The sequence below is a fragment of the Methanoculleus sp. 10 genome (assembly GCF_913757945.1).
GTDB lineage: Archaea > Halobacteriota > Methanomicrobia > Methanomicrobiales > Methanoculleaceae > Methanoculleus.
Map to the genome: position 1 here is coordinate 147,251 of NZ_CAJYDP010000007.1, position 13,900 is coordinate 161,150.

The window sequence follows — 13,900 nt, forward strand, 5'->3', positions numbered from 1 at the left end:
CCCCAAACTCCTCACATATTAGGGATTAGGAATTATGATCATGTAGATCTTCCCTTCTGCAGCAGGGAATGCTGAAAAGGAGCAGAGAATAAAATATATCCCCTAACTCATGCGGAGTTCAGGATAAAACTCGCGGACACCTGCCCCAACGGGGGACAACGGGGGAGGGAGAAGCGGTGCTCTCACGAAACCACCGAATGACCGAAAAAGGAGAAACCATTATGCTTCAAAAGCCTGGTTTTATAGGCTCTAAAGAACCTACACCCGGTAAGGTAAAAGTTTATTAGATACGAATACCGAAGACGGTCTCCATTCAAATTGAGGAATGAAATTCGGAATGAAGATCCGCTTGTTGGAAAGGATAGCCAATATCTCCCCGTACCTCATATTGCTCACCTATATCGCAGGTTGTATATTCTGTCTCCTGGTCGGCAAGATGAGCACCCTTATCAACGGCTCAATTATGGCGGTTTCAGCAATCTTGGGTTCGTTCGCGTTCATTCTCATTAAAAGACAGGATCTCGATCCCTCAGGGAAGACTGAAGTATTTTCATACAACCGCTCAAAGTCCCTGATGCTGTTCCCGCTATTCTACACGCTCACCATTCTGGTCCTTCTAATAACTCCTGCCGAATCAAAATGGGGCCTGCTGGTGATACTTGTCCTGTACGCCATAATTTTTATCCAGATTTTATCCCGGGGGCTGATACCCGGGGTAGTGCTCCTCGAGATCATGCTCACCCTTGCCGTCACGATCTACAGTTATACCCTGCGGTCGGCCCTGTACTTTGGGTGGACGGATATTTTGCCACATACCTATATGTCCACCGTCACCTACCTATCAGGGCATGTCATCCCGGGAGAACTCGGGAATTACACTTACTTTCCCCTGTACCACGTGTTTGTTGCCATCTCTTCGCATGTCCTTGGACTGGATATTCAGACTTCCCTCTTTGTCATCACAGGCTTGATTTTCTCCTCGACGGTGTTGTTCCTGTACTGCCTGGTCAACATCATATTCCGTAACGAGCAGATCGCGCTCATAACTGCTCTTATGTACGCTATGAACGCCGACGTCGTATTCTATGGCAGGTATATGGTGACGAGGACCATGGCCTATGTTGGATTTCTCATCCTTCTGTACCTGCTCTACTCCCTGACAAACCCAGGAACAGATGTAGGATATGCCGTCGCCAGACCCACTATCAGGAAAATTTTTGTTGTGATTACGGTCATTTTCATACTTTTGGTCCACCAGATATCTACACCCATAATCATCATCCTGCTCGGCCTCCTCTTCGTCTTCGAATTATATATTCACGATAATACTCACGTGACTCCGGTCTTCTTGATGGTGCCCATTACTCTATGCGCCTCCTATTGGCTCTTCATAGCCTACTCCTTTCTGGGAGAGCTGTTCCCACGCACCGATCCGTCACTATATCAGAGTATCGTCTTCATCGGCGGGATGTCCTCCTCGGGCCTGAGTTATCTAGTGAACCAGATCGACATCTTACTTATCGTATTCTTCGCTTTGACAGGGGCGATCTATCTTGTATGGAAGCAGCAACCGAGGTGTTCTATTGTATTTGGCGTGTTAGGGCTCTTGGCAATCCTCCTGAGTGTTCCCACCGTTCTTACCATGATGTTCCAATTAGTGACCATTCTTAATATCGATCGATTTGCGCTGCTATTCCTACCGTTTCTTGCCATTGCTACGGGTTTTGGACTATATACCTTCAGCCGATACCTGACCACTGTGAAGGTGCCGAAAAGAGTGGTCGGGGTACTGCTGGTCGCTCTGGTCGTCCTCTACGGCATCGGTTCTCTTGTGTTTGTTAAAGCTGAGGCTGATGAACTGAGTTACGAACGTGACTCCTTCGACCAGGTTGAAATAGCCGGGTTTGACCATGTACTGAGGGCGGTGCCGAGTGGGTCTTCTCTGCACGCGGATTACTACACGTGGCGATTCTTCACAAGACAAAAACTCGATCAATCTGAACGCTTGGGGTTGCCCTACTACACTAGTCACTTGATGGAGGATGATCTGGAGGCATCAGGGGAAAGAGGGTATATCATTCTTCCGGATAACCAGTTCAGGTGCGATGGTTTAGTCTTCGGGAAGGGCGATGAGTTTGATCCAGAGAGCGTTCAACCCTACCTCCCGACAGAAGAAAATATTCGGAAGATGACAAGTAGATTGTCTACAGAGGATAAGATTTACTCAAACTATGGGGTCGATATATACTACTTCGCAGACTGACGGATCTTGGGAAAACGCACCGGCCGATCTGCCATATAGCACCGCCTCGAAGCGCTCGCCGGGCTTAGTTAAGGGTGCCGCATCTCCATCAGGTCGTTGAAGGGGTTGACACTACATAACTTATGTTTTCGAACGATTTTCGTCTCGGAAGAGAGCGAAAAGATGCTGAAACTTGCTGGGCTGGAATGTCGTTCATTTTTCCCTAATCTGCGGTTGAAACCCTGTTTCGGTCCAGCTGGTCGTCCTTATCCACGATGAGGTGACGGGAACGGCTCTGTTGGAACCTCTATCTGTCCGCTCCGGAAGGTCGCATCCAGGATCCCGCCCAGGCACGGCTCCCCCGGTTTTTCACCGCGCACTGTCCCTTGGAGAGAGGCTGGAGGCCGGGCGGGGGAGCTGAGGAGGCACCTGAGTTTCGGTGAGTTTCGGAGTCTTAAGCGCACATCTATCCAAAACACGGTCAAATCCCAATATGGCCGGACATTTGACGATATTTAGGTTGATCGATGTGCTTAATAATTAAGCAAATTAGCCCCCTGTTTAGATTGTTGGAATATAGTCATTTTGTTGATATTTGGGATAAATTTGACCAAATTGGAGGGGAGTGCTCAGGGTAAAATGGCGCAGGTGCTTAACTCACGGGGGAGTCAGGTCGAGGAGGGCTTCCATCGTCATCAGTTTCAGGTTCTCTAGGTGCTGGTGCACCTGTTCAAGGAGGGGCATCGTCGCGCCTCCTCTTCCCAGAGAGCGTCGTACAGAGTAAGACTCCGTTCTTCAACAGGATACTCCCCACAACGATACAGTTGTGCGATCCGCTTGTTCTTCGGGCTCCGGCACGGTTCATCGAGGAGCTGCTTGAGGAGACCTTCTAAGTGTTCGTTCTGCCGGGAACGCTGATGGTTACCTTCAAGTAGGGGATGCGAGCAGATCGCGGTGTCGTCGACAGAGACCTGAACCGTGGCATCCCGGGCAACAACATCAACGTATCGCCCGGCATATCGCTAGGGAACGGAATAGAGGTTCCCGTACGGTGAGAGGCAACTGTTCCGGGAAACTTTGCACTGGTAGGTTTTCTGGAAGATATATGGGGGATAGGATGAGAACGGGCGAAGGTTTTCCCGGGGAAGCCGGTCATACGGGATCTCTCTCGTGGGTCGTCCCGTGCACCTTGCTGTTGACGACGTCCAGCCACTCCCAGGCACGAAGGTTCGGGTCGTCAAGCGAAGCAAATTCCCAACCATACAGGAAGTTGTCTTTGGCGTAGTCGATCGACCGTTAAGCTTTGTCCTTGGTCTTAGCCCGGTAGACCTTGCAGAGCCGGGCAGTGAATCCAAAGTGGTCCCGAAGGTCAACAAACACAGGATGGAACTCTGAGGCAGTCGAAGGATACTTCCGGTTCAGAACGACGCTCCGGAGGTTGTCGTAGAGGATAACCTCGGTTACCCCGTTGAACTACTCAAAGGTGTGCAGGTGACATTCGAGGAACGTCGGGAGGTTCTGCGACGGCGTGAGCTCAACATATCGCATCCGGGAGTAGCCAAGGACCATCGAGAAACAGTTGACCCGCTGCTCAGGACCGGCGGGACGGGAGTAGCGACATTCGGACCAGTCGCACTGCGCCATCTCTCCAGGTTTGGTTTCATACCGGAGCTCGGTGAGGACAGGGACCGTCGGCCGAATCTGGCGGAGATAGTCGTCGAGGATGGTGGCTTTGCCGGTGTAGCCCTGATCCTGGAGTTCCTCAAGGAGACGTACCCGCCTCTATCGGGGGTATTTCGCCGGTCGCTCCTTGATATACAGTTTTTAGGGGTCCAGCTTGCTGGGTTTTTCCGGGTGCGGGAAGTCTCGGGAGGGCTGGCACAACTGAGGTAACGCCTTACAGTCTTGCGATCAAAGCCTGTCTCGCGAGAGAGTTCGCTGATATTGACCTGTCCTGTGATCTGTTTCCGTTCACGAGCGAGATCCTTGAGTATAAACCAATCCTCCAGTCGACCATTTGACTTCAACCCGGTACTAATTGGGATCAGGGTGGGGGAACCTTATTCCGACGTTGATAGGTTCGGCAACGATTGCAGGAATATTGCTGATTTCCCGCGGAATTCTTCCCATTCTTGATGAGGCTTTTCTTCTCTTCGATCAGAATGAATTGGCATGCTGAGGTCTGACAGGTGGTTATGGTGGCACTCCGAGGGGGCATAAACAATATAGTTCAATTGGAATTGCATAGATTATGGCATACAAAGTGCGAAATTATTTGTTTAATGTATTACCAGTTGACTACTGGGCCACTACCATCTGAACCTTTTGAGATGGATGGTAGTTTTCCAAGTTACTCTCATCCAGAGCAATGTTTAAGCAGTCATATAACTGTGGGGCGGGTTCCTGCTGCGTTGTATAACCCATACAAGATGGTGGTGTAAACGGCAGTACAGCACCCCAAAATCCCAAAGGAACATACCGATCGCTTCTTTGGAGAATCTTGCAATCCTGGATCATGGGTCTCAGATAGGCAATCAGGGGAAGCAACAATGGTTTTCAATATTTATGCAACGTAGCACGGGCCCCCAAATCTTTATATGGGATGCCCACCCCCAAAAGGCGCGGAGGTTGCCCTCCATGTCAGGTGTAGAACTTGTCGAACCAGTGGCTCTCCTGAAATTGGGGGAACATCTATTTGTTCTAGGACCGGATGGCGGCATACACGCTGAGCAGGGGGCTAGTTATTATGTCTACCGCTCGTGAGAAGCTGGTTCCAGACCTTACTTTCATGCCGTGGCACCCAGTTCCGAGAGATGGGATCATGGGATCGCGAGCCCCCCTGGGATCGTTCTGCCCCGAAGATCAGCGCTCTCAAGGAGTTCGTCCATGACGAAATCGGTCAACCTCCACGTCTCCCCCGTCGGGGGGGGTACCGGTATGGCACCCTCGATGGAGCTGGCCGTGGCCATCCCGGCGTATAACGGGATGTTGGTGATCGGGAGTATTGTCCTCCAGACACAGCAGTACGTCAACCGGGTGATCGCCGTCGACGACGGTTCAACCGATCGGACCGCCGTGATCGCCCGGCTCGCCGGTGCCAACATCATCAGGTTTGAGGAGAACGGCGGCAAGGTGAAGGTGATGATGGCCGGGTTTGCCCGGGCACGGGACCCCGGCTACGAGGCCGTCGTGATGCTCGACGGTGACGGCCAGCACGACCCCGACGAGAGCCCAGCCATGACGGCACCGGTGCTCACGGGCGAGGCGGACCTCGTCATCGGCTCCCGGTTCCTCGATATCAAGGCCGATGTCCCCACCTATCGCCGGGCTGGCCAGGCGGTCCTCAACGGGTTCACGAACCTCTCAACCGATGGCAGGTTTGCGACGACCGACTCCCAGTCGGGCTTCCGGGCGCTCAGCCGCCGGGTTCTTGAGAACCTCACCTTCTCTTCAGAGGGCTCCATCATCGAGTCCGACATGATCGCCCACTTTGCCCCCCTCGGCCATCTTCTGGCCGAGGTCCTGATCTCGGTCACCTACGATGTCCCTCGCAAGCACAAGAAAAACCCAGTTCCCCGCGAGGTTGGGGTGCCCGCCAGGATCGTGGGGCGGGTTGAGTATCGGCGGCCGCTGTTCTTCTTCGGGATCCCGGGTGGTCTCCTCACCCTGCTTGGGTTCGGTGCTGAGATCTATACCTCCTCGGAGTTCTACCGGAGCTGGCAGTTTCACTATATCATATTTACTGTAGGAATAACTGTGCTTATTCTTGGACTTTTATCAGTTGCGTCCGGATTGATCCTTAACTCCACGGTATCGATAGTACAGCCCCAGACAAGAAAAGAGGTGTGAATACTATGGAAATTGCATTCTTTGACGTTTACAATCCCATACCCATTAACAGTGGTGGAGATTGGTATCGATTCCAACTGCTTAGCGACATGGGGCAGATGTATGAGGTGACAGAATATTTTACCTACAATCTAGAAGATAAAACTGGATACTCGCCCCCGGTAGTGCCATTCAGAACGCGGCACATCCCTTCGATAATCCCCTGGCGTAAGTGCTCGAAGATCTTAGAGATGTTTAAACCGGAGTATCTGTTCCCTCTAGGTTTTGGTAAAGATATTCATGCGGATATTATTTTTGTCAGCACTGTATGCTATCATCTTGGAAAAATAGTGTCAGCTATTCGGAACATCCCGATCGTGCTCGTAATGCACAATATCGAGTGGCAGTATCTGAAAGGGAATGGATCTTCACTATACCTGCCGATGAAGATCTATGAACATTACGTAATGAAACATGTCGATGCGATCATTGCTCTTTCACCAAGGGACTATGAATACGTCAAGAGCAAATTCCCTGAAAAAAAGTTATTTTATATCCCCCCAGTAGTCGACACAGCGATATTCAGGAGCGATGGACCCAAATATGATTTTGGGGAGGATAAATTCAACCTTCTCTTCTATGGTAGTTTAGATAGAGAGCAAAATATTGAGGGGCTGAAATACATTATCACTTCGCTGATACCTGCACTGAAGCAATCAGGGGTAATGACTGGTGTTCGGGTGAATATTTTTGGGTCAGGGATCCCTCCGGAGGAACTTATGCTAGAAAGTAATTCGGATATTAATTACTTGGGACAGGTAGAAAACCCTGGGGAGTATGTTCGAGGTGCAGACCTAGTTCTTGTCCCGCTAAAAAATCCAGGTGGTATGAAAATCAGGTTGCTCGAATCCATGGCGTGTGGAAAAACTATTGTAGCGACGCCTGAAGCGAAAGCAGGACTGCCAGATGGCTTAGCCAAATATGTGCATACCGCTACCTCAACGGCTGAATTTATTGAAACTATCAACAAAATACGGACAGGAGAATGCGCTAATATGGTCGATGGCGACGTAATTCAAAAGTACTTTTCGGGGAGCTCGATAACAGATGTTGTCGATAATTTTAGGAAGTGACCGACCTGCTATGCGTATGATGTCGTCTTCTATCCATCTAAAGAAGAGCATCGAGCATGCATCTATGAGTTGTTCAGAGCCTCAGGAACCCACGCAGAGCAGACCAGCAGAAGCAATGACAGGTATTGAAAAAATTCTGATGAAAGAAAAGCCAGAGGTCGCCCTTATTCAGGGAGATACAAATACGGTTCCTGTAGGTGCCCTTGTAGCCTCGAGGCTCCACATCAAAATCAGTCGTATAGAAGCAGACCTCAGGAGTTTCGACCGTCAGATGCCAGAAGAGATCAACCGGTTTGTCACCGATCACATTTCAGATCGTCTCTCCGCCCCGACTGAAACTGCATGGCAAAACCTAATCAAAGGAGGGATTCGGGAAGAGGAAATTTTCATCACCGGGAACACTATTGTGGATGCGGTCCTGCAAAATCTTGTGATGGTCCGAAAGAAAGTAAGCATTCTTCAGAAAATGTGCCTCGCCTCACAGGAGTACTTCCTTGCCACAGCTCACAGGGCTGAGAATGTCGACATTAAGGAGCGATTTAAGGGAGTCTTAGAGGGCCCCTTTATCATCTGCAATGAGTTTTCCCTTCCAGTTATATTTGCCATGCACCCTCAGACAGTGAGGGTTCTTCAGACCTTCAACCTATCAGTCGATAAGATCCAGAACATAAAGCGCCTTGAACATCTTGAGTTCCCTCAGTTTAAGTCAAATGCAAGGCTCGTTCTTACTGACTTTTGCGGGCTTCAGGAGGAGGCATGTATTCTTGGTGTTCCATGTGTGACTCTCCGGGACAACACTGAGCGGCCAGAAACCCTAGAGGTAGGGGCAAATGTACTGGCAGGGACAAATCCAGGTGAAATGGTTAGTTGCGTCAAAAAATCCTTGGACTCCAGTCTTAATTGGAGAAACCCCTTTGGGGGATGGTTGTGCCGAGCAGAGGATTGGTAGAACTTAAAATTGTAGATGAAATATGAAAAACATAATTATGTTAAGATCCCACTATCCGGATACAAGGTTGGAGAAAGAGGCCATAGCTCTCGTAAAATCTGGATATAACATAACATTGCTTGTTTGGGATAGGGGGAGAACCAGCGAAATTCAAGGGTCCTGCCTGTATCAGGTAAAGAGATTTAAATTAACGGTTTCACCAGATAGCCTCAAGGTCTGTTTTTATTTGCCCTTCTGGTGGCTTTACATAGTGTTTCAATTGCTGATTGAAAAATGGGATGCCATACATGCCGCCGACTTTGATACTTTTGCCCCTGCGCTTATTGCAGCGAAGGTCGCAAAAAAGCCCATTATATATGATATCTTTGATTTCTACGCGGATATGATCAGATTCCCTATATTTCCAAAAATTTCTAGGGCTTTCTTTGCGAGAATTGATCGTTTCCTTACGAAGTTTGCAGATGTCGTTATCCTACCCGACGAGTCGCGAAGAGAGCAGATTGGTTTTTCTGAAAATGAAAACGTCGTAACTGTCGTTAATGCGCCACCAGATATTTTCTCCAATAATAGCGTAGTTCTGGATTCTATTTCAGAAACCTTCACCATTTCTTATGGCGGGAGTATCAGTGATGATCGAGGCACAGATGCTATTTGCAAGGCGGTCAGGACTCTCTCTGATGTTAGATTAGTGGTCATGGGGCCGTGCCCTGAGACATACGGCGCCCATTTAAAGAGCATTTGCCAAAATACACTAAATATTGAATTATGTTTAAAGTGGACTCTACATGAAGAAATACTAAAGCAAGCAGTGGCTGCTGACATGCTGTTCGCTTTTTACGACCCAGATGTCCCTAATAATAAATATGCCAGTCCCAATAAGCTGTTTGAGGCTATGATGTGTAGCAAACCGATTTTGGTCAATGATGGCACTAGCACAGCCAAAATTGTGAGGGAGGAAGACTGTGGCCTTGTTGTGCCGTATGGGGACATTGACGCCATCAAGCATGCAATTCTTACGCTCAAAAATGATCCGGCCTTCTGCAAGTGCCTTGGGGAGAATGGCCGGAGGGCCTATGAAACAAAGTACAGCTGGGAAATTATGGAGGGCCGGTTGCTGGAACTCTACGAGAAATTGAATCCTGAGCAGAGGCAGGTGCGGCAGTTTATTCGTCACCTTGCACAGCCCGACACCGGTTGTAGGGAGGACACCTCAAAATGAGCTAGGAGATCGAGGAGTTGATGTCTTTGTTGGGCCATTTCCACGGGGGTGCGGGAGGAGATCTTCCCCCTCCCATCAGAGCGTCCCGAGACGAGAGTTGGGAGAAAAGAAGAATGTTTAGTAAAGATTTGATAATATGGATCAAGATGTCTGGTACAGATTCTGAGCACAAACGGTATTGTTCCTCTGTATCCTGGCGGTAGACTACCTGTGATCGCGATTATCCTCGGCATCCGCCCAGAAATCATCAAAATGTCTCCGATCTTCCGGGCTTGTGAAACCCTGGGAGAGAGCTACTGCACACTCCACAGCGGCCAGCACTACTCCTACGAGATGGACCGGGCATTCTTCGAGAACCTCGAACTCCCTCAACCAGAGCACAACCTCGATGTCAGTTCAGGTGCCCATGCCAAGCAGACGGGGGAGATTATGACGGGTATCGAGAGGGTCCTGGACAAGCCCATGGTCGTACTCGTCCGGGGGATAGGAACACGGTGCTTGCGGGTGCCCTCGCCGGATCGAAACTGCATATTAAGGCCAGTCATGGGGAGGCAGGTCTCCAGAACTTTGACCGGCGAATTTCGGAAGAGAACAACCGGTTTGTTGCGGATCACATCTCAGAGGCCCTCTTCCCACTGACTGAAACAGTCGTGTTTACCGACTCCGGGGATCTGTAGGAAGAGTCCTGCATCCTCGGCGTGCCTTATGTCATCCAGTGGGAAGACACGGAATGACTGGAGACGGTCGAGGTCGGGTGAACATCCTTGCCGGGGCTGATCCGGGTGTAATGTCAAACCGTGCCAAGGAGATGCTAGCACAGGGAAGGTCATGGAAAATCTCTTTAGGGATGGAAGAGCAGGGGAGCATATTACTCAAGAGGTTTTGAGATGCTCTCTGTAGGTATTCTCAGGATCGGATGCTACGAACCTCAGGTGCAATCTCTCGCTTCCGTAACATATCCTCTATTCAGAAACCTGGGGTGTGAGACATGTGAAAGGCGCCATGCCTCGCTCTAACCTGGATAGCATTTGCTGTGTATGTTTAGTGGAGTTCCTCTAAAATGGAAGAAATTGATTTGTGTGGCGTTTCGGTGGTTTCTTTCTTCGCTGGCACAGCCTTTAGTGTTCCGATATCCAACCTGTCCGATATATTATCGGCCACCAGTGAAACATATGTGATTGTCGGTGCATATGAGCACATTCACTTTCAAAAGTCGAACGATTTGGTGCATATATACACCGTTCCTTATCAATCCGGGGCATCAATAATTCGGCAAGCATTTAGATATAGTATGTTGCAGCTAAAGATTATCATCAGATTATTTTCATTAAGGAAAAAATTTTGGAGTGTTGTTTTCTTCATGGAATCCCCTCCCCTACTCCCCATAACCGCTGCGAAGATATTCAATAATAACGTGTACTGGTTATTACCATCTAAAATTTCACTTTTGTCCGAGGATATACCATCCAAACTAACTACGATTCTCTCGGAAATCTGTTACAACTTGTGCAACGGTATCATCCTATATTCTCCAAGCCTGGTCCCGTATTGGAACCTCGAACCCTACCGTCACAAAATCCTTATCGCCCACGAACATTTCCTCGATTTCAAGATCTTCACCGTCACCACTCCCCTGCCTGACCGCCCTCTTCTCATTGGCTACATCGGCCGGTTAAGCGAGGAGAAAGGCGTCCAGCACTTCGCCCAGGCTCTCCCTGCCATCCTCGGTTACCGGCAGGGCCTCCGGGTGCTCATTGGTGGGGATGGGCAGTTGAAAGAGACGATCGCGATCTCCCTGCAGGAAGAGGGACTCACCCCCTGTGTCGACCTCCCGGGCTGGATTTCTCACGACGACCTTCCCAACTACCTGAACCAGCTCCGCCTCCTCATCCTCCCCTCCTACACCGAAGGGCTCCCGAACATCATGCTCGAGGCGATGGCCTGCGGGACCCCGGTACTCGCGACGCCGGTCGGGGCGATACCGGACGTCATAATAGACGGCAAAACCGGATTTATTATGGAGAATAACACGTCGGAGTGCATCGCGAAGAATGTGATCCGGGTGCTGAACTCCCCAGACCTGGAGCAGATCGCGGAGGATGGAAGGCGGTTTGTGGAGGAGCATTTTACGTTTGAAAAAACCGCAGAGAACTGGAAGAGAATTCTTCAGAGGAACAGGTAACCTCACTTCTAACAAGAGTCCGTGAGATTTATATACTATTTGAGAAATTCAACATTGCGGTTTGGTAAAAATCGGATCAAAGGGTTAGCGCAATGGAGGGGATGTGTGAAGCATGAAAATTAGACATTTTCTCTCTCTTGTGGCATATTATGGGGTTGCTATCCATCTGCCAGTCAGCTCTATAGGCTACTTTAGGATTGGGGACTATTGTAGTTATATAAGACGATACCTATGTAAAAATATATTCAAAAAATGCGGAAAAGGTTGTAATATAGAACATGGGGCAAAATTTGGTTTAGGCGATAAGATCATTATCGGCGATTACTCTGGTATGGGAATTAACAGTAGCATAGCAAATGGAACCATTATAGGAAAAGGGGTCTTGATGGGACCAAATGTTACGATACTCAGAGCAACACATGTATTTGATAGGACAGATATATCAATAATCGATCAAGGGTCTGTAGAGCATCCCCCTTTAGTGATATGTGATGACGTTTGGATTGGGCACAGTTGTCTGATCCTGCCAAAATGCCAAAAGATTGGCACCGGAGCGATTATAGGGGCAGGGTCTGTGGTTACCAAGGATGTTCCTGATTATACCATTGTAGGAGGCGCTCCTGCTAGAGTCATAAAAAAACGGAAGTGACCCAAAGTTTGTCCCAAAACCTTCAAGGTCTGATTGCACATGCCAGATGATTCAAGCTAAGAATTGAGGCTTAGTAGCGTTCGTATCGGCGATCAATCTTCTCGAACCCCAGACTCTGCATGATTTAGGGATTATGCTCTCCATCCTGACCTTTTTTCCTGTTTTCGTGCCGTACCCCGCAAGATCTTTATATTTCTAACCCCCTGATATTATGTCCTATGGAAAACTGGGCTCGTACCTGGCTGCTCGACCGGCGCTGGAAGAATGAGATGTGTCTTGAGAGCAAGGAGATCCAGAGGAAGCCCCTACCGTCTACTGGTCGATGAGTGTCTATGACATGGCCACCACATCGCCGAAGAAAGTGAGCGTGTATCTTGGCCGGCTCACGCAGGGAGCGGGGCTCATCCCCAAAGGGATGCAGGATGCACGTCTCCCCCGTCCTCCCCCGATCATCCAGGAATGTGGGAACGCTGCTCTCCCGACAACTGGACAGCGTTCCGGGACCTGCTCCCGCCCCTCTAGCGGCCCTCTAGGATGCCTTCCTAGGCTGCTGGCAGGAACTCATCGCCCTGACCACCACCTGGATCGCCGGGTACACGCCACTCTCCTGGGTCGGGGACATCTAGGAGAAACTTGACAACGTCCCCCGCGATCGCCCCAAACTGTGATCCCCGCACACTCTCCAGGATTCTCACCGCAGTCCGCGGGGACCAGGGCATCCAGCAGATCGTGTTCCGGTACCTTGCCTCTCCTGACCCGCCGACTCATCTATGGCCTCTTGTTCGCCATCTCGTACTCCTAGGCCGCTGACATTGCTGAGTTCCGCTACAAAGCTGATGGTGTCTGGCTGCCGCAGGTCAACATTGCGCTCTTCAGCGCGATCGATACCGGGCTCCTGGTGATGCTCCGGGCCATGCCCGGTTCTATCCGGGATGCTGCCACCTTCGTTGGGTCACTACAGAAGGCTAGGACCCCGCTTGTCCTTTCTCGGCGCCACACCAGCACCCGGTACGAAACCCGAATCCCTCTCACCGACTACTTCTTCTACCACAAGCGGCTCATTCATGCCGGGAAAGGAGAGATGGGCGGGGTAACGCACTACCTTTACGAGGATATTGATCTGGTAGCGGATAAGGAGAAAAATGCTCTACCGGTTGCTGAGGAAGACCAGATCGACTGGGAGACGCTGAACCGGCGGCTGAAGCGCGCCGACCGGATCCTGATCGTCTCCTCGCTCACGGCGGAGTTCCGAGAGATCCATGACCTCTACAAGTCCTGGAACCTGGTTGAAGACCATTTTGCCGCACTCAAGGGCCTGATCCAGGTGGATAAACTCTATCTCTGGGGGCAACGATGGCCTTCGGCCACGTCTTTGTTGGTACCTCTGCCTCTCCCTCCGTTGCTGGATTCTGGACCGGATCCAGCAGGCGGGGCTGACCGCGCACCCATCACCCCAAGGGATTGCTCCTGGAATTCTCAAAGGTCTATGCAGCGGAGAGTGGTGAGGAGAGGTGGATCACCGTGGTGCCCAAACAGATACAGAAGATCCGGGAGAAACTCGAACTCGGCATATTCCCTAATGTGAGGATTTAGGGCTTGAACGCCTCAATCCGCTGAAGGAATATTCAATGGACTGCGCCTCCTGAACCCGCTCTAAATTCTTGTCCTCCCCTCCTACACCAAGGGGCTCCCGAACAT

Annotated in this window: 9 protein-coding genes and 1 pseudogene; all 10 read left to right on the forward strand. The window is 50.2% G+C overall.

All coding sequences use genetic code 11. The annotated features are described in order from the left end of the window. The first annotated feature begins 337 nt into the window (after positions 1-337). The 10 genes and pseudogenes from QZ408_RS09790 (at position 338) to QZ408_RS09835 (ending at position 13,787) form a co-directional block, all read left to right on the forward strand. Entirely contained in the window at positions 338-2,263 is a 1,926-nt protein-coding gene (locus QZ408_RS09790; protein WP_292491227.1) for a hypothetical protein, read from the forward strand. Positions 2,264-3,733: 1,470 nt separating this feature from the next. Then, entirely contained in the window at positions 3,734-4,135 is a 402-nt protein-coding gene (locus QZ408_RS09795; RefSeq protein ID WP_292491228.1) for a hypothetical protein, read from the forward strand. Positions 4,136-5,128: 993 nt separating this feature from the next. Further along, positions 5,129-6,091 (forward strand): glycosyltransferase family 2 protein, encoded by a 963-nt coding sequence (locus QZ408_RS09800; RefSeq protein ID WP_292491229.1) that lies wholly within the window; start codon positions 5,129-5,131, stop codon positions 6,089-6,091. A 5-nt stretch (positions 6,092-6,096) separates the two neighbouring features. After that, on the forward strand, positions 6,097-7,203 hold the full coding sequence (locus QZ408_RS09805; RefSeq protein WP_292491230.1) for a glycosyltransferase family 4 protein: 1,107 nt from the start codon (positions 6,097-6,099) through the stop codon (positions 7,201-7,203). A gap of 19 nt (positions 7,204-7,222) precedes the next feature. Beyond that, positions 7,223-8,152 (forward strand): UDP-N-acetylglucosamine 2-epimerase (non-hydrolyzing), encoded by a 930-nt coding sequence (wecB, locus tag QZ408_RS09810; protein WP_292491275.1) that lies wholly within the window; start codon positions 7,223-7,225, stop codon positions 8,150-8,152. Positions 8,153-8,219: 67 nt separating this feature from the next. Further along, a complete protein-coding gene (locus tag QZ408_RS09815; RefSeq protein WP_292491231.1) occupies positions 8,220-9,371 on the forward strand; it encodes a glycosyltransferase family 4 protein in 1,152 nt (383 codons plus the stop codon). A 333-nt stretch (positions 9,372-9,704) separates the two neighbouring features. After that, a pseudogene (locus tag QZ408_RS09820) lies at positions 9,705-10,048 on the forward strand (UDP-N-acetylglucosamine 2-epimerase). 383 nt (positions 10,049-10,431) lie between these two features. Next, positions 10,432-11,553, forward strand: coding sequence for a glycosyltransferase (locus QZ408_RS09825; protein WP_292491232.1), 1,122 nt, complete (start codon positions 10,432-10,434; stop codon positions 11,551-11,553). A 112-nt stretch (positions 11,554-11,665) separates the two neighbouring features. Then, positions 11,666-12,202 carry a hypothetical protein gene (locus tag QZ408_RS09830; RefSeq protein ID WP_292491233.1) on the forward strand — a complete coding sequence of 179 codons (537 nt, stop codon included), beginning with the start codon at positions 11,666-11,668 and terminating at the stop codon, positions 12,200-12,202. 901 nt (positions 12,203-13,103) lie between these two features. Beyond that, complete coding sequence (locus QZ408_RS09835) at positions 13,104-13,787, forward strand: hypothetical protein (protein WP_292491234.1); 684 nt, start codon at positions 13,104-13,106, stop codon at positions 13,785-13,787. Positions 13,788-13,900 lie beyond the last annotated feature (113 nt).